Raw genomic sequence first — 17674 nt, 5'->3', positions numbered from 1 at the left:
GTGCAGGGAAAATGTGCGAGTGATCTCTGTAACACGGAAAAACCGCGTTACGGATCGTCGATAAGCGGTGACGATCGCGAGAAGGAAGCTGTAACGCGGAAATTCGCGTTACGTGCAGGGAAACCGGTTGAGCGCACTCTGTAACACGGAAAATTCGCGTTACGTGCAGGGAAACCGGTTGAGCGCACTCTGTAACACGGAAAATTCGCGTTACGTGCAGGGAAACCGGTTGAGCGCACTCTGTAACACGGAAAAACCGTGTTACGGATCGTCGATAAGCGGTGACGGTCGTGAGAAGGAAGCTGTAACGCGGAAAATTCGCGTTACGTGCAGGGAAACCGGTTGAGCGCACTCTGTAACACGGAGAATCCGCGTTACAGCTCTTCGATAAGCGGACACGGTCGCGAGAAGGGAGCTGTAACGCGGAAAAACCGCTTTACGGGCAGGGAAAATGAGCGAGCGCACTCTGTAACACGGAAAAACCGTGTTACGGATCGCCGATAAGCGGTGACGGTCGCGAGAAGCAAGCTGTAACGCGGAAAATCCGCGTTACGATCAGGGAAATTGTGCGAGCGTGATCTGTAACACGGAAAAACCGTGTTACGGATTGCCGATAAGTGGTGACGGTCGCGAGAGTGGTGCTGTAACGCGGAAAAACCGCGTTACGTGCAGGGAAACCGGTCGAGCGCACTCTGTAACGCATAAATAATCAATTTTTTCGGAGGGGGCTTCCGATATGCCGGAAACGTTCGATACCGTAATTCGAAACGGAATGGTCGTGCTGCGCGATGAGGCTCGCCAATTGGATATCGGCATTCGCGACGGGCGTATCGCCGGACTCGGCGAACGTCTGGAGGCCTGTGGGGAGGTATCGATGAAAACCGTCGATGCCTCTGGCTGCTATGTGTTTCCGGGAGTGGTGGATGTTCATGTTCATTTCAATGAACCGGGCCTCGGAAGCTGGGAGGGCTTCGCTTCAGGATCGGCGGCGCTAGCCGCAGGAGGGACGACTACGTATGTGGATATGCCGCTCAACGGCAGGCCGCCTACGGTGACGGCTGCGGCTTTTGAGCAGAAGCTGGAGGCTGCGCGGGGGCAATCTTATGTGGACTACGCGATCTGGGGAGGACTCGTGCCCGGGAACCGGGACCAGTTGGAGCCGCTCACCGCTATGGGAGCTATCGGCTTCAAGGCGTTTCTCTCGGACCCCGGCGGCCAAGGGGACGATATATTCCGCGAGGTTGACGACCTCGCGTTATATGAAGGCATGAAGCGGATCGCCGCCATGAACGGGATTTTGGCGCTCCATGCAGAGAGCGACTCTCTTACCTCGACGCTCGCGGCCAAAGCCATGCGCGAAGGCAGGCGCACCGCCCGCGATTATGCGGCAACCCGCCCGATTATTGCGGAGCTGGAGGCGGTCAATCGGGCATTGTTGTATGCCCGTCACACAGGCTGCTCGCTGCACTTTGTGCATATAAGCAGCGAGGCGGCCATTGAGCTGATCGACCGTGCGAAGCAGGTCGGGCTGAACGTTACGGCGGAGACGTGCCCGCATTATTTGGCCCTGACCGAGGAAGACATGGAGTCGCTCGGCCCGGTGTCCAAATGCGCGCCTCCGCTGCGCAGCGCCGACGAGCAGGAGCGCCTTTGGGCGGCGCTGCGTGCAGGAAGGATCGACATCATCGCATCGGATCATTCGCCTTGCCCTCCGGAGCTGAAGGCAGCTGGCGACGGCTGCTTTTTCAGCGCATGGGGAGGCATTAGCGGAGCGCAAAGCACGCTCGAGCTGATGCTCCACGAAGGGCACTTGAAGCGCGGTATAGAGCTGCCGGTCTTGGCGCGAATGCTGTCTTATCAGCCTGCGCGAAGGTTCGGATTGCATCCGCGCAAGGGCGAGATCGCCATCGGGGCTGATGCCGATCTCGCGATCGTTAAGATGGATGAGAGCTATACGCTCGAAGCGGCGCATCTGTACTCGCGGCATCAACAGAGTCCCTACGTGGGCAGAACGTTCGACTGCCGGGTCGTCACGACATTCAGTCGCGGGGAACGTGTATATTCGCTTGAGGAAGGACTGGGTCCGAAAGGGCACGGACAGTGGATTAAGCCTGCTGCAGTACGTAAGACGGCTACGGCCGAAGGGGCAATCGCTGCAGATTGTTGATATGCAGCCGGACATGACAAAATGCAGGGAGGCATACACATATGGAAACATGGAGCGAGCTGCCGGGTGAAGGAGAAGCGGAGCTAGCCGCCAGCTTCGGCCGGGAGGCCGAGCAGCTGCTGAATTGGCTGTCTGGCTATGGCGCCGATCCGCAAGGAGGTGTTACCCGGCTGCTGTATTCCGACAGCTGGGCCCAAGCCCAGCTCGCTTTGGCTGAGCGAATGAAGCGGGCCGGCTTCGCTGTCAGCTTCGATCGTGCGGGCAACCTGTTCGGCAGGCTGGAAGGCGAGGATTGTGATGCGCCTGCCATTCTGACGGGCTCGCATATCGATACGGTCGCCTCCGGCGGCCGCTATGACGGTGCCTACGGCATTATAGCTGCTCTCCTAGCCGTGGAACATTTGCAGCGACGGTTCGGCAAACCACGGCGCAGCATAGAGGTTATAGCGCTGGCTGAAGAAGAGGGCAGCCGTTTTCCGATGACCTACTGGGGATCGGGGAGCATAGCGGGGCTGTATGACGAAGGGCATATTGAGGGCATGAGAGACAGCACCGGCATAGAGTTCCGGCAGGCAATGAAGTCGGCCGGCTTCGGGAACCCGGAGCAAAAGGACTGCAGGCGCAGCGATATTGCGCTGTTTGTCGAGCTTCATATCGAGCAGGGGATCGTGCTGGAGCGCGAGAGCACATCCATTGGTATAGTGGAAGCCATCGTCGGCCAAAAACGATTTGCCATCCAGATAACCGGGGAAGCAAACCATGCCGGTACGACGCCTATGCGAATGCGGAAAGACGCGCTTGCAGCAGCGGCAGAGATGATAAGCGCCGTTCGCCAATCGGCGACGCTTCATGGAGCTCCCCTTGTTGCAACGGTGGGCCGGCTTGAGCTGGAGCCGAACGTACCCAATGTCATCCCGGGGAAAGCGGCGTTTACTGTAGATGTGAGGCATGATGATGAGAATGTGCTGGGTGATTTTTGCTCCCGAATGATAAGCGAATTCAAGGCGATAGCCGATTACAACGGGGTGGCGATGGCTCATTCGCTATGGATGGATGTGAAGCCGGCGCCGATGCATCCGGCGTTGACGGATTTGACGGAAACGATATGCCGTGAGCATCGTTTATCCTATAAGCGAATGGTCAGCGGGGCGGGCCACGACGCCCAGGTATTCCAGCGCATGTGCCCCACCGCTATGGTTTTCGTTCCGAGCCGGGGCGGGATCAGTCATTCGCCATTGGAGTACACTTCGCCCGATGACTTGGGCAGAGGGGTATATGTGCTCGGCAGGATGCTGTATCAGCTGGGTTATGCAGAAGCGTATAAAGGAGGGGTCGTATGAAGCGGTACAACGATTTAGCCCCATCTCTTCGAACCATAATGACACCGGGGCCGGTAGAGGTAGATCCACGCGTGCTTCGCGCCATGTCGTTCCCGATTCTCGGGCAGTTCGATCCGGAGTTTACCGGACTGATGAACGAAACGATGGAAATGCTGCGAAGCCTGTTCCAAACGAACAACCGGTGGGCTTATCCTATCGACGGTACCTCCCGAAGCGGGATCGAAGCGGTCATGACAAGCGTTATCGAGCCGGGAGACAAGGTGCTCATACCGGTGTACGGGCGGTTCGGCTATCTTTTGTGGGAAATCGCAGAGCGCTGCGGAGCCCGGGTCGTCGCTATCGAGAAGGAATGGGGATACGTGTTCGAGTCTGAAGAAGTCATAGATGCAATGCAGCGCGAAAAGCCTGACATCGTGGCTATCGTCCACGGAGAAACCTCTACCGGACGCATCCAGCCTCTTGCGGACATCGGTCGCGCCTGCCGGGAGCAGGGCAGCTTGTTGATCGTCGACGCGGTCGCCACCATCGGCGGTGTAGAAGTGAAGACGGATGAATGGATGCTGGATGCGGTTATCGGAGGCACGCAGAAATGTTTGTCCATCCCCGCAGGCATGTCGCCCATCACCTATAACGACAGGATCGAGGCCAAAGTGCTGCGCAGGAAAAAAATCGAGCGCGGGCTAAGCGATAAAAGCGCCGCCCTTGATGGGATGCCGGCACAAACCATCCGCAGCAACTATTTTGACTTGAGCATGCTGCAGGACTATTGGAGCCCTGCCAGACTGAATCATCATACAGAGGCGACTTCGATGCTGTATGCACTGCGCGAAGGGGTACGGCTCGTGCTGGAGGAGGGGCTGGAGGCGCGTTTTGCCCGCCATAAGCTCCATGAGCAAGCCTTGGTCGGAGGACTTCAGGCTATGGGGCTGCAGCTGTACGGTTCACCGGATTGCAAAATGACCGTTGTTACTTGCATCCGGATTCCTGCCGGAGTGGATGGGGATTCGGTGCGGATGATGCTGCTGGAGCAGTTCGGAATCGAAATAGCCAGCTCCTTCGGGCCACTGAAAGGGAAAATATGGAGAATCGGAACGATGGGGTTCAGCTGCAGCAAGAGAAATGTGCTTCATCTGCTTGGAGCTCTCGAGGCGGTGCTGCTTCGTCATCAAGTAAACGTCCATACCGGCAAAGCCGTGCAAGCGGCCCTGGACATTTATGATGAAGCTGTCGTGAGCGGTAGTCCCCGTTATTGACAAATGAGAACAAATGTTCGATAATTCTCCTTGTATATGTATGTGACAGAACTTGTCCTATCCCTGTGTTACAATAGGTGGGATGATGTGACGTCTCACAGAAAGAGGGGAATAATCATGGAAAAATCCAGATGCGGCTGGGTCAATGAAGATCCGTTGTACCAACAATATCATGACGAGGAGTGGGGCGTCCCGGTTCACGATGACCAAAAGCTGTTCGAGATGCTGATCCTCGAAGGGGCGCAAGCGGGCTTGAGCTGGTATACGGTGCTGAAAAAGCGTGAAGCGTACCGTGAGGCGTTCGATCGCTTCGACCCGGAAAAGGTGGCCGCGTACGATGACGCCAAGGTAGCGGAGCTGCTGTCGAACGAGAGGATTATCCGCAATCGTCTGAAGGTGCAGTCGGCGATTACGAATGCGAAAGCTTTTTTGAGCGTGCAAAAGGAATTTGGCAGCTTTGATGCTTACATATGGCAATTTGTCGGAGGGGCTCCGCTCGTACATCATCGGGAGTCGCTGAAGGATGTCCCTGCCAGCACGCCGCAATCCGATGCGATGAGCAAGGATTTACGCAAGCGCGGCTTCAAATTCGTCGGTACGACGATCTGCTATGCTTTCATGCAAGCTACGGGGATGGTGAACGATCATACGGTGAGCTGCTTCCGTTACAACGGAGACCATTAGCTCCTGATGTTGTCGTTGAAAAACAAAAGGGCGGCCCGATACGAGCCGCTCTTTATTGCTTCCGCTGGTCCAACAAATATTTGGAGTAAGCGATCGGGTTGTAGTAAGAAGCTTTCCATTCCTCCGTCATCCCTGCCTCGCGGAAGGCATACCGCTGGTCTTTGCCGTTGCATTCGATGAATAGCGGAACGCCGTCCTTCGTAATGCCAATATCGAGGCCGAGATCCGCCATGTGCGGCAGGCTGGATCCCAAGATCCGGGCGATTTTGAGCGAGAATTCGTGTATCGCTTGAAAGACGTCCTGCTGCTGCAGCTGCGGATATTCTTGGGCTAATATGTCCTGAAGCTGCTGTAAAGAGCCTCCTTGCGCCACATTGGTCAAAAAACGATTGTGCGGCGCCACCTTGGCGACGAGCCCGGTCACCTGCCATTCTCCCGATCCGTCGCGCTGGACGGACACTCTCATATCGAACGGTCTCCCCTGGAAAGTGGCAAGAGGAAGCCTTTGCTGAACGATGAATTTCTTTTTGCGCAGCCATCGCGTTAATAAGGAAGGGATCCGGTTTCCTTTAAACTCCATCTGCTTCCAGCGTCGATTGTGTACGCTCAAGCTTGCCGGATACGTCAGCTTCCAGTTGTCTCCGTTTCGCTCGAGCAGCATGATTCCCCGTCCTACACCGCTTTGGTCCGGTTTAATAATAAGCTTGTCATACTGCTTCATCATCATGTCGATATGCCGTGAGGTCGCTGTGAACGTTTCGGGCAAGTGAGGCTTCAAGGATGTTTCGTTCAAGAGAATATGCTGGGTCTGCAGCTTGCTGTACCGGTTCCATTGATTGAAGAACAGTGTGCCGCCGTCGGCCCATGAGCCAAGCTCCCTAAACTTTTTGCGGCCGTGATAGAGGGCCCGGTTATGGATGACGACTGGCAGCGGGACGCGAGTTAGAACAAAGCGGTCATCTTGCTTGACGTATGCCTTGATCCATGGATTTGCAGAACGAACGTCATGGATGCGAAAGAAACACGGAGTCACTCCATATCTCCTGCCTGCCTCCACGTAAAAATCAATGGCTTCATACTTCGTATCCCCCACAGGAATGCTGTTATACAATTTGTCGTTTACGAGGATGCCCACATATGAATGCTGCACGATTTTCACTCCTTCCTACAAAGCTGGACACGGTTAGCATTTCTAAGCACATCATATGTGAGTATTGTCCATAGCGTATGGACAGGTGTGGTGGGCATTGATTGATCCTTGTGACGCCTGTCCGTATTAGAACATAAGGTTGCCTGGAAAGGGGCGGGAGAAGTTGTCTGTTGGACGTTCCCTGTGTGCAGACAAGTGAATACACTGCATGCATAAAGGAATCATCTCGCAGAGGGGGCGCCCTTATGAAACGACCTGTAATTGCCATTGTGTCGCCAGGTTCCTACGCCGTTCCTTCGGCTACCAGCAGCTCGGTCGAGCTAGTAATAGAACAGGTGGCCAAGCGATTGGCTCGTGATGCAACTCCTGTCGTGTTCGGCAAAAAGGAAAAGGACCGGCCTTCCGTGGAGGATTTGGATGGTGTCCGGTATGTGAGGGTACGGGCAGTGACTCCGCGTTCTTATATGAAACGGGTTAGCCGCAAGCTTGCCGCTTACCGGCCCCAAGTCATTCAGGTGGAAAATCGTCCCCGGTTCATCCGTTACTTGCGCCGCAGGCATCCCAAGGCAAGCTTGTGGCTTGTTTTGCATTCGCTTACCTTCGTATCCAGGCCGCATATTCGGGCTTCCGAGCTTCGGTCGTGTCTTGCCGCCGCTGATCGCATCATCGTGAACAGCCACTTTTTGAGAGAGGAAATGATTCGTAAAGCTCCCCGCATGATGCACAAAATGGTCGTGAACCATCTGGGGGTCGATACGGAAGGCTTTACATCACGCTGGACGGAGGAAAGCGAGCATCAACGGCAAATGACGCTTCACCAAATGGGTCTGGCCGGCAAAAAAATTATCCTGTATGTCGGCAGGCTGATTAAAATCAAGGGTGTGCATAACTTGCTGCTCGCGATGCCGCAAATTGTGGAGCGCATTCCGGAGGCGGTGCTGCTCGTTGTGGGAAGCGCAACGTACGGCTCGAACCGGGCGACACCTTATGTCAAGTATTTATGGGAGCTGGGTTCCCGAATGCCGCAGCACGTCCGGTTTATCCCTTACGTTCCGCATACGGAAATTTCAAGGTGGTTCCACTTGGCCGACGTGCTTGTAGTGCCCTCCAATCAGAAGGAAGCATTCGGTCTTGTCAATGTGGAAGCGATGGCGTCAGGTGTCCCTGTAGTGGCTACCCGCGCCGGAGGGATGAAGGAAATTATCGAGCATGAAATGACGGGCTTTCTGATCGATTCGTCGTTCGTAAACAGGGAGCTGCCGCAAAGGATTCACGATATTTTGACGCAAGAGGGGCTGGCGCAGCGATTCGGTCAGGAGAGCTTGAAAAGAGTCCGTGAGCATTTTACGTGGGACTGGACAGCCCATCGTCTATTGAAGCTATTAGAGCAATCTCCTAAAAAAAGTAAAAGCAAGAAAAAACTAAAATGAATTAAAGTGATATTTTAATTCATAGTATTCCGCTATACTAAGGGGCCGTTTGGCCCTTTTTATGTGCATAAGCACTCTTTAACATTGAAATAAAAAAGATTTATGCTAGAGTTTATTCCAAAAAGATAATAAGTAAGCTATAATGGGGGTACATAAAAGAGCGGACAGGGGGATGCTGCAGCATGAACAAGAGAGATGGCGGGAAAGCGTCTTTGCTGTGGGAAATATTTTGGTCTTTTTGCAAGATCAGTCCGATAACGTTCGGTGGCGGCTACGCGATGATACCGGTTATCGAGAAGGAAATTGTAGAGCAGCGAGGCTGGATGGATTCGGAAGAAATGAGCGGCGCCTTATCCTTGGCCGGCTCGGCACCGGGTGGAATCGGCGTGAACGCAGCCACCATGATCGGCTATCGGCTTGCAGGCTGGAAAGGGGCGATATCTGCCGTAATAGGCATTTCTTTGCCTACCTTTATTATTATGCTCCTATTAACGATTGGATATACGGCGGTCCAGGATGCGAAGAAGGTGACGGCTGCTTTCGAAGGTATCCATGCGGCAGTCGTTGCTTTCATTGCCGTATCCGGCTGGCGGATGATGAAATCTGCGGTTTCCGACAAGATGACGCTTCTATTGCTGATCGCGTCGTTGGCGGCGCTGTTGTTCTCAGGACTGCATCCGGCGGTTCTGCTGCTGATAGGAACGTCCGCAGGAGTCGCCGTATACAAGTGGAAGCGCCGGATGGGAAGCGTATTGACAGCTGCGGCGAAGCAGAATTCAACCGACAAACCGATACCGGCAGCCGTTGCTCCGGGTCAATATATTTGGGGGGACGGCATATGACAGAGCATGAGGGGAGGGGTTGTCCTTGATTTTATTGGCATTGTTTTGGACTTTTTTCAAAATTGGACTTGTATCGTTCGGCGGCGGATATGCTATCCTGTCCGTCATCGAGCATGAAGTGATCGGCAACCAGTGGATGACACCAGACAGCTTCGCCGACGCGGTTTCGTTAGCCGGTATGTCTCCTGGACCGATTGCGACGAACAGCGCGGTTCTGGTAGGATTCAAGACGGCGGGGATTACAGGTGCCATTGCTTCCATATTAGGTATGATTTTGCCATCGTTTCTTATTATTATAGCTCTTGCGATGTTTCTTTATAAAAAAGGTCAGGGCGGCATAATGCAGGCCGTATTATACGGCTTGAAGCCGATGGTTGCCGCCATGGTTATTTTTGCAGCGTATCGGGTCGGGATTAACGGACAGCCTTTGCTCGGCCTCAATGGCCATACGCTTGCGGTCGTCATTATCTTTATCTTCGCGGTCGTAGGGATCGCCAAGTATCGTCTGCACCCGCTCGTCGTGCTGTCCGTTTCCGCGCTGATGGGAACCGCATTTTTTTATTGAAATAAAGCATTGATGCTGATAGATAGGAATCAAGTCGTTCGATAGAATCGGACGGCTTTTTTTGCATAATCGGGGCTCCTGCTCAATATCTGATTGCCAAAGCTCCTCTTTTGTGCGGGGTTATTTTGTTTTGTTAAAAAGCCAAGACGTTATTCTGATATCTTGATAACAAGCGCGTCATTTTCGGCAAACCATTTGCATATTGGATTAAGATGGTAATCAGAACCCGCGAGGAGGACGATGCGATGTTATTGAAGGATTTGGCTGCCCGATTGCACCACGCACGGATCGAAGGAGACGGCGAGATTGCGATAACCGGCATCCAGATGGATTCGAGGCTTATTAAGCCGGGGGAGCTGTTTGTGTGCATCCCCGGGATTGCCGGAATCTTGGAGGATCGCCATGATTATGCGGAGGACGCGGTGAAGCGGGGCGCGGCGGCACTGGTTGTGGAAAGAGAAGTGCAAGCGGATCCGAGAGTGCCGAGGGTGTTCGTGAACGACGCCAGATATGCTCTAGCCACAATGGCGGCACTCTACTACGGCTATCCTTCGAACCGCTTAAAAGTCATCGGTGTGACGGGGACGAACGGTAAAACGACGACTAGCCATTTGATTGAGCACATTTTAAAGCATCGTGGTTTTAGGACGGGATTGATGGGGAACATCGCCACAAGAATCGGAGAAGAAGAGAAGCAGTTCGCCAACAATACGCAGGAACCACCGGATTTGCAGCGCAACTTGCTTGCCATGGCCGACAAGCAGACCGATTACTGCGTGATGGAGGTCACCTCGCAGGGGCTTCATATGGGAAGAGTCATCGGCACGCAGTTTCGTACCGCTGTATTCACGAACCTGACGCAGGATCATTTGGATTATCACGGTACGATGGAGGCTTACCGGGAGGCCAAGGGATTGTTGTTCTCACGTTTAGGCAATGCCGCCTCAGCCGACAAAACGTTCGCCGTATTGAATGCGGATGATGCCGCATCCGGCTATTTCGCCGGACTGACGGCCGCACAGCCGATAACCTACGGAATCGGCAACAATGCCGATGTGATGGCAAAGCATATCCGGTTAACCGACGAAGGCTCGGACTTTACCGTCGTTTACCGGGAAGAGGAAATGGAAGTCCACATCCCTCTGGTAGGGCTGTTCAATGTATACAATGCGCTCGCCGCTATTGCCGTCGCTTTGATCGAGCAGCTTCCCCTCACTGTCATTGCCGGGAGCTTGTGTGCCATGAAGCCGGTGAAGGGAAGGATGGAACGCTTGGAGGCGGGGCAAAATTTTACGGTGCTTATAGATTACGCGCACACGCCGGACGGCCTCGAGGAAGCCTTGAAGGCGGTCACGGCGTTTGTCCGCGGGCAGGTTATTACCGTATTCGGCTGCGGCGGCGACAGAGATCGGGACAAACGGCCGCAGATGGGCAGTATTGCTGCGCGGTATAGCGACCGCATCATCCTGACCTCCGATAATCCGAGGTATGAGCATCCGGATGCCATTATTAAGGATATATGTACGGGACTGGAGCAATCGCAGTTTCCAGCCGCACATTATGAGATGATCGCCGACCGTAAGGAGGCTATTCATAGGGCCATAAGCATCGCGCGCGAAGACGATGTCGTCGTGATTGCAGGTAAGGGTCATGAAGCTTATCAGCTCGTGAGGGGACAACGCTTTGATTTTGACGATAGGGAAGCTGCTCTGGAAGCGCTCCGAAGATTAAAATGACGTCAGCCGGCGCCAGCCGCTGTGTACCGCTTGTCACTTGGACTGTTGTGCCGAATCCTGTGACAATGGCCCGCCTGATTTGAAATTTGATTGGGTTAGCGCCTATTTTCGCTCTAGGCAATGACTTCCTTCTGGGTGAATGCATATGTTACAAAAGACTACTTTATGGTGGCTTTAGTCTATTGTAAAAAGGTACAACATGTGAACCACCATCACGGGAGGAAGTGCAGGATGAAGAAGCGAAGCGGCCGTAATGTCGCCAAAATAACTCCGCTCGGCGGCAAGCGAAGCGGCACTTTTAACGAGTTAAAGTGGCTTGATGACGTTCAGTCCGATAAACCGGTCCGCCCCCGTAAAGAAGAGGTAACTGACGCTACGATCAGTCACCTGGTGCTGGAGGAGCTGCAAGCGGAATCGATGGAGGATTCGCTTGACAATATCTCGAGCGGGGATATGGTGATCGTTGATGAGGAAGTCCCAGTCAAGAAGGAGGCAGTCAAGCCGGCTCCCAAAAAAGCGGAGCTGAAGGAGCGGGCCAAGGATCTGAAGCTGGTGCCCCCCAAATCTAGCAAGGTGCAATCCATGGTTCAGGAACGCAAACAAACTGCGGCAGGAGCGCCGGTTGTTTATACGGATGATCTTGCAAACGAATCGGTTACAGAGGAAAAGATTGCACGCAACTCGATCAACGGAAGTCAAGTCAAGCGTGGAGCTATCGGACGGGATCAGCTGGCTGACTATGCTGTGAGTTCATCGAAGCTGGAGGATCGCAGCGTAACGCAGCAAAAGCTCGGCGTTCGCTCGGTTACCGAAGAGCATATCGCTCCACACGCCATCTCCGGCGAAAAAATTCAGGAGAGGGCGATCAGCGGCGACAAGCTGCAGGACAACAGCATTACGTCCGAGAAGCTGGCCGACAAAACGATCGACGCGATGAAAATCGCCGAAGGATCCATCCATACGAAGCATTTGGCTGAAGAAGCGATTACGGGCGAGCTGATCTTGAATCAATCCATTACATCCGAGAAAATCAAGAGCGGTGCGATTCTGACCAATAATCTGGCGAACTATGTAATCAACACGGCAAAGCTCGCCGATTTGTCCGTCACGACGGAGAAATTGAGAGACCACTCCATTACCTCTATCAAAATAGCGGATGGAGAAATCGGTTCGGAGAAGCTTAGCAATCATGCGGTGACGGTAGAAAAGCTGGCTCCGTGGAGCGTTTCTTCGGAGCATATTAAGTCCAATGTCGTATTGCATGAGCATTTGGCGGAGGAAATCATTCGCAGCCGCAATATCGCGGCCAGTCAAATCACCGCAGATCATCTGGCTTGGGAATCCGTCGGTGGAGAGCATCTGCAGGATGGCTCCATTCAGTCCGAGAAGCTGGCGAAGCATTCGATTACCGGATCGCATATTCAGGATTCGGCACTGGAAGCCAAACATTTGCAGGCGAGAAGCGTGGAGAACCGTCATCTGACGGAAGGTGCGGTAACCTCAAGCAAGCTGGCGGAGCAAAGCGTGGGCACGTTCCAGCTCGGAGACGGCTCCGTAACTACTGCCAAGCTGACGGATATGTCCATAACCTCGGGTAAAATAGCCAAAAAATCCATTACCTCCGACCATCTGGCTGCAGGCTCCGTAAATGGAGGACACCTGTCGGAAAAAGCGGTTCAGTCCTCCCATATCGGACCGCATACGGTAGGCAAGGAGCATCTGCAGGAGGAATCGGTCATTACCTCCAAGCTTCAGGATCGCTCCGTGACGGGTGAAAAGATTGCCTTCGGTTCCATCCAGCATCAACACATTCAGGAAGGTGCCGTATTAAGCACACAGCTGGCGAACCAAAGCGTAACGACCTCCAAGCTCGCGAGCGAATCGGTATCGACCGATAAATTGTCGAACCTGTCGATCACAACCGCCAAGATTGCTCATGCCAGCATTACCAGTGAAAAGCTCGGACGGGAAGCGGTTCAGGGAGACCATCTGGCTGTAGGAGCGGTACAGTCGCCGCATGTAGCCAAAGCGGCCATCAAGCCGCCCCATCTGGCGGCGGAGGCGGTTACTCGAGAGAAGCTGGCGGACCGGTCGGTGACGTCGGAGAAGCTGGCCGACCAGGCGGTGCTGAGCGAGCATTTGGCCGCCGGGATCGTCAAATCGTCCCATCTGGCTCCGGGATCCACGGGTAACGTTCATCTCCAGGATCAGTCGATAACGGCCTCGAAGATCGCGCAGGGCTCGGTCGAAACCGCGCATTTGAGCAAGGGCAGCGTCGGCTCCGAACAGCTGAGCAAGAGCGCCATCGGTGCGGATCATTTGCAGGAACAATCGGTAACGGCATCGAAGCTGGCGCCGGATTCGGTCGGGGAGCAGCATATCGCACCCGGTGCGGTCGGCAGCACCAAGCTGCAGGAGAACTCCGTTACGGCATCGAAGCTCGCTGCCGGAGCGGTAGAGGCGGCGCACCTGTCAGCCGGAATTGTCGGTACGGAGCAGCTGAAGGATCAATCGATTACCGCATCGAAGCTGGCTCACAAATCGGTGGAAGCCGTTCATTTGTCCAGCGGCACGGTCGGCACGCCTCAGCTGCAAGAGAAGTCGGTCACCGCATCGAAGCTCGCCCTTGGCGCTGTGGAAGCAAGGCATCTTGCAGATGCCACAGTCGGCACCAACCAACTGCAAGAGCAGGCCGTTACGGGAGCGAAGCTGGCGCCTGGAGCCGTCACGACGGAGCACCTGGCGGATACGGTTGTCGGGATGAAGCAGCTGCAGGATCAAGCCGTTACGGGAGCGAAGCTGGCAAATGGCGCCGTGAAGTCGGTGCATCTGGCAGAGCGGTCGGTCGGTGCGGGTCAGCTGGGTGAAAAATCCGTAGGCACGGAGCATCTGCAGGACGATTCGGTAACAGCCGCGAAGCTGGCGAAGGGATCGGTGCAGTCGCTGCATCTGGCGGAAGGCTCGGTAGGCAGCGTTCAGCTGGAAGAAGGAGCGATAACTGCAGCTCATTTGCAGGATGAATCGATCAAAGGCTCGAAGCTGGCGTGGGATTCCATCTTGACGAAGCATCTCTCGGCTCGTTCCGTCGGCACCGCTCAGCTGCAAGAGCAATCCGTTACGGGAGCGAAGCTGGCGCGCGGAGTCATTGACAGCATCCATCTGGTCGAGGGGGCCGTCAGCAGCAAGCAAATCACGGCAGGGGCCGTAGGTACGGACCAATTGCAGGATGGAGCGGTAACGGCCGCCAAGCTGTCGAACGGCTCTGTACAATCGGCGCACATTGCTGATGGAGCGGTTGGCAGCCATGCATTGGCTGAGCATGTAGTCACTCACGCTCATGTAGCTCCGGATGCTATCGGCAAGGCTGAGCTTCAGGACGGAGCGGTCACCGGCGAGAAGCTGGCGAAATTCGCAGTGGATACGGCCCATCTGAAGGCAGATGCAGTCGGTACAGGGCAGCTGAAGGACCGGGCGGTTAGCGGCGACAAACTGGCTCAGGATTCGGTAAGCGGGGAGCATCTTGCTCTAGGCGTCGTTGAGAACCGTCATCTGGCGGCAGAGGCGGTCGGCACCGCAAAGCTGCAGGATGAAGCGGTAACCGGAGATAAGCTGGCTCACGGTTCCGTGCATACCGAGCATTTAGTTTCCGGAGTTATCGGAACGGAGCAGCTGCGCGATCAGTCGGTGACGGGAGCGAAGCTGGCGAACGGCTCGGTAGACTCGGCGCATATCGCGGCCGGAGCGGTAGGCAGTGAACAGCTGTCCGTCGGCGCGGTAACCACAGAGAAGCTGGTAGACGCATCGGTGACGGGAGCAAAACTGGCCGCGGATACAATCGAAGCGCGGCACCTTGCGGCCGGAGCCGTAGGCAGCCGTGAGCTCGGCAGCGATGCGGTAGCGAAGGAGCATCTGCAGGATGCTTCGGTAACAAGAACGAAGCTGGCGCCTGACTCTGTTGCGACGGAGCATCTGACGGCAAACGCCGTAAGCACCGAGCAGCTTCAGGATGAAGCGGTGACGAGCACTAAGTTGTCGGGAGGCTCTGTGTACGCCGGACATATTACGGATGTAGCAGTGGAAAGCCGCCACGTAGCAGAGGGGTCGATCGGCACCGGACACCTGCAGAATGGAACGGTGACCAGCGCGAAGCTGTCGGCGGGCTCCGTGTACGCCGACCATGTGACGGACGGCGCGGTGGAAAGCCGCCACGTAGCAGAGGAATCGATCGGCACCGGACACCTGAAGGATGGAGCGGTGACGAGCGTTAAGCTGTCGGCGGGCTCCGTGTACGCCGACCATGTGACAGACGGCGCGGTGGAAAGCCGCCACATAGCAGAGGAATCGATCGGCACCGGACACCTGAAGGATGGAACGGTGACCAGCGCGAAGCTCTCGGCGGGCTCCGTGTACGCCGACCATGTGACAGACGGCGCGGTGGAAAGCCGCCACGTAGCAGAGGAATCGATCGGCACCGGACACCTGAAGGATGGAACGGTAACGAATGCGAAGCTGTCGGAAGGCGCCGTATACGCCGGCCATATAACAGATGCGGCAGTGGAAAGCCGCCACATAGCGGAAGAATCGATCGGTACCGGACACCTGAAGGATGGAACGGTAACGAGCGCGAAGCTGTCAGAAGGCGCCGTATACGCCGGCCATATTACAGATGCTGCAGTGGAAAGCCGCCACATAGCGGAAGAATCGATCGGTACCGGACACCTGCAGGATGGAACGGTAACGAACGCGAAGCTGTCGGAAGGCGCCGTATACGCCGGCCATATAACAGATGCTGCAGTGGAAAGCCGTCACGTAGCAGAAGAATCGATCGGTACCGGACACCTGCAGGATGGAACGGTAACGAACGCGAAGCTGTCGGAAGGCGCCGTATACGCCGGCCATATAACAGATGCTGCAGTGGAAAGCCGCCACGTGGCAGAAGAAACAATCGGCACCGGGCACCTGCAGGACGGTGCGGTAACTAGCGTTAAGCTGTCGGGAGGCTCCGTATATGCCGGTCATATTACGGATGCAGCAGTGGAAAGCCGTCATGTGTCGGCTGAATCGATCGGCACCGGGCACCTGCAGGACGGCGCGGTAACTAGCGTTAAGCTGTCGGGAGGCTCTGTCTACGCCGGTCATATTACGGATGCTGCGGTGGAAAGCCGTCATGTGTCGGCAGAATCGATCGGTACCGGGCACTTGCAGGAATCGGCGGTAAACGGTGCGAAGCTGGCGGCCGGTTCGGTGGAGAGCCGACATCTGGCGCTGGAGGCCATCGGTACTTCGAAGCTGCAGGAGCTGGCCGTGACGGCAACGAAAATCGCCAGCGGGGCTATAGAGGGGCGGCATATCGTCTCGGATGCGATCGGCACCGCGAAGCTGCAGGACGGCTCGGTGACAGGATCGAAGCTGGCGCCGGGCGCGGTCAGGATGGAGCATTTGAGCAACGACTCCATCGACGGTCTTCACATTAAGCAGGAATCGATATCCGGCTACCATCTGCTGCCTGGAAGCATCTCCTTGCTTCACTTAGAAACGGGATTGATGGAGAAGATTAGCTCCGCCATTTCGTCCCAGCTGACACCAGTTCAACAGAGCAATGTCTTGCCTGCGGCGGTGGAAAGCACGGAAGCTCCAGCCGCGGTGCTTGAGCTTCATGAACCTCAAGTCGAGGTACCGGAAATTCATGAAACCCCGGATGCAGAACCGGAGCTTCAAAATATTCAGGCTGTAGAGCCGGAAAAGATTGAACCGCAGGCTGCTTCACTGACAGCCGAATCCGTCGGCAGCGAGCATCTTCAGCGGGAATCCGTTCGGACGGAGCATATTGCCGACGGCTCGGTAACGCCTCGTCAGCTGTCGTTCCAGCCGGTTCAGACCGTGAAACAAAATGTGACCCAGCAATTCGGGCTCTCCTTGTTCCAAATTCGCTTGAACGAGGAAATGGTGGAAATGATCGTGGAATTCGACGAACCATTCGTAGACGAAAACTATGTCATGGTCGCTACGGCGAGTCAGCGCTCCTGTTATCCGGTGATTCGGGAAAAATTCAAAGACGGTGCCATCATACAAGTTATTCGTAATCAGCGCACACCGGAGCTGCAAGGAGTCGTAAACTGGATTGCTATAGGCGCCAAGGCATAGTCTTAAGGGAAAGCCGCTCTTCCGGAGCGGCTTCTTTTTGTTGAGGTATCGACCTTTTTCGCGATGAATAAGTGTCCATTAAGTGTCGTTTTTCCGTAATAATTGTTGTGAAAATAGTTCTTTTCAAAATAATTCAATCATGTTATTATTTCGTAAAGAAATATTTCTTATGCGAAATAGTTCGCGGTTTAAAGTAATTTTGCCGAAAGGAGGCTGCATACATATAGAACCCGGCACGGCGAAAGCAGGACGAATGTCCGGAAAACTCCTCACAGGCCGTATGTTTGACAGCAGCCGGATGTCTCAATTAGCCGGTTCTGCCTAGTATTTACCTTGTTCAACCAACCCTGGTGTGGTATATTT

The 17674-nt window shown here is 55.0% G+C and carries 10 protein-coding genes; 9 read left to right on the top strand and 1 reads right to left on the bottom strand.

Annotated features, from left to right (window positions below; genetic code table 11):
- Positions 1-736: 736 nt before the first annotated feature.
- The 4 genes from DVH26_RS27955 (at position 737) to DVH26_RS27940 (ending at position 5444) form a co-directional block, all read left to right on the top strand.
- Positions 737-2167 (top strand): allantoinase, encoded by a 1431-nt coding sequence (locus DVH26_RS27955; protein WP_239627868.1) that lies wholly within the window; start codon positions 737-739, stop codon positions 2165-2167.
- Positions 2168-2208: 41 nt separating this feature from the next.
- Positions 2209-3507: an allantoate deiminase gene (allC, locus tag DVH26_RS27950; RefSeq protein WP_239627866.1), complete on the top strand. Its 1299-nt coding sequence runs from the start codon at positions 2209-2211 to the stop codon at positions 3505-3507.
- Positions 3504-4760, top strand: coding sequence for a pyridoxal-phosphate-dependent aminotransferase family protein (locus tag DVH26_RS27945; protein WP_239627863.1), 1257 nt, complete (start codon positions 3504-3506; stop codon positions 4758-4760). The genes allC and DVH26_RS27945 overlap by 4 nt, the downstream gene beginning before the upstream one ends.
- A 117-nt stretch (positions 4761-4877) precedes the next feature.
- The gene (locus DVH26_RS27940) at positions 4878-5444 is read left to right on the top strand and encodes a DNA-3-methyladenine glycosylase I (RefSeq protein ID WP_239627861.1); all 567 of its coding nucleotides are present in this window, start codon (positions 4878-4880) and stop codon (positions 5442-5444) included.
- 52 nt (positions 5445-5496) lie between these two features.
- Here DVH26_RS27940 and DVH26_RS27935 read toward each other — a convergent pair whose 3' ends face one another.
- The gene (locus DVH26_RS27935; RefSeq protein ID WP_239627859.1) at positions 5497-6594 is read right to left on the bottom strand and encodes a YheC/YheD family endospore coat-associated protein; all 1098 of its coding nucleotides are present in this window, start codon (positions 6592-6594) and stop codon (positions 5497-5499) included.
- Between the two features lie 245 nt (positions 6595-6839).
- Here DVH26_RS27935 and DVH26_RS27930 point away from each other — a divergent pair, with 245 nt between their 5' ends.
- From DVH26_RS27930 to DVH26_RS27910, 5 genes are all read left to right on the top strand, one after another.
- Positions 6840-8024, top strand: coding sequence for a glycosyltransferase family 4 protein (locus DVH26_RS27930; protein ID WP_239627858.1), 1185 nt, complete (start codon positions 6840-6842; stop codon positions 8022-8024).
- 182 nt (positions 8025-8206) lie between these two features.
- A complete protein-coding gene (locus tag DVH26_RS27925) occupies positions 8207-8866 on the top strand; it encodes a chromate transporter (RefSeq protein WP_239627856.1) in 660 nt (219 codons plus the stop codon).
- A gap of 25 nt (positions 8867-8891) precedes the next feature.
- Positions 8892-9431 (top strand): chromate transporter, encoded by a 540-nt coding sequence (locus DVH26_RS27920; protein WP_239627853.1) that lies wholly within the window; start codon positions 8892-8894, stop codon positions 9429-9431.
- A 245-nt stretch (positions 9432-9676) separates the two neighbouring features.
- Positions 9677-11167, top strand: a complete 1491-nt coding sequence (locus DVH26_RS27915; protein ID WP_239627851.1) for a UDP-N-acetylmuramoyl-L-alanyl-D-glutamate--2,6-diaminopimelate ligase — start codon at positions 9677-9679, stop codon at positions 11165-11167.
- A 231-nt stretch (positions 11168-11398) separates the two neighbouring features.
- A complete protein-coding gene (locus tag DVH26_RS27910) occupies positions 11399-17311 on the top strand; it encodes a WIAG-tail domain (RefSeq protein ID WP_239627849.1) in 5913 nt (1970 codons plus the stop codon).
- Positions 17312-17674: the final 363 nt, after the last annotated feature.

This window comes from Paenibacillus sp. H1-7 (assembly GCF_022354825.1).
GTDB lineage: Bacteria > Bacillota > Bacilli > Paenibacillales > NBRC-103111 > Paenibacillus_S.
Note: the sequence above shows the minus strand (reverse complement) of the source record. Positions and strands in the feature narration are given on the sequence as shown.

Excerpts from the sequence above, each read along its gene's own strand:
- DVH26_RS27940 (WP_239627861.1), top strand. The coding sequence starts at position 4,878 with ATGGAAAAATCCAGATGCGGCTGGGTCAATGAAGATCCGTTGTACCAA.
- DVH26_RS27925 (WP_239627856.1), top strand. The coding sequence starts at position 8,207 with ATGAACAAGAGAGATGGCGGGAAAGCGTCTTTGCTGTGGGAAATATTT.
- DVH26_RS27910 (WP_239627849.1), top strand. The coding sequence starts at position 11,399 with ATGAAGAAGCGAAGCGGCCGTAATGTCGCCAAAATAACTCCGCTCGGC.
- DVH26_RS27930 (WP_239627858.1), top strand. The coding sequence starts at position 6,840 with ATGAAACGACCTGTAATTGCCATTGTGTCGCCAGGTTCCTACGCCGTT.
- DVH26_RS27955 (WP_239627868.1), top strand. The coding sequence starts at position 737 with ATGCCGGAAACGTTCGATACCGTAATTCGAAACGGAATGGTCGTGCTG.
- DVH26_RS27915 (WP_239627851.1), top strand. The coding sequence starts at position 9,677 with ATGTTATTGAAGGATTTGGCTGCCCGATTGCACCACGCACGGATCGAA.
- allC (WP_239627866.1), top strand. The coding sequence starts at position 2,209 with ATGGAAACATGGAGCGAGCTGCCGGGTGAAGGAGAAGCGGAGCTAGCC.
- DVH26_RS27945 (WP_239627863.1), top strand. The coding sequence starts at position 3,504 with ATGAAGCGGTACAACGATTTAGCCCCATCTCTTCGAACCATAATGACA.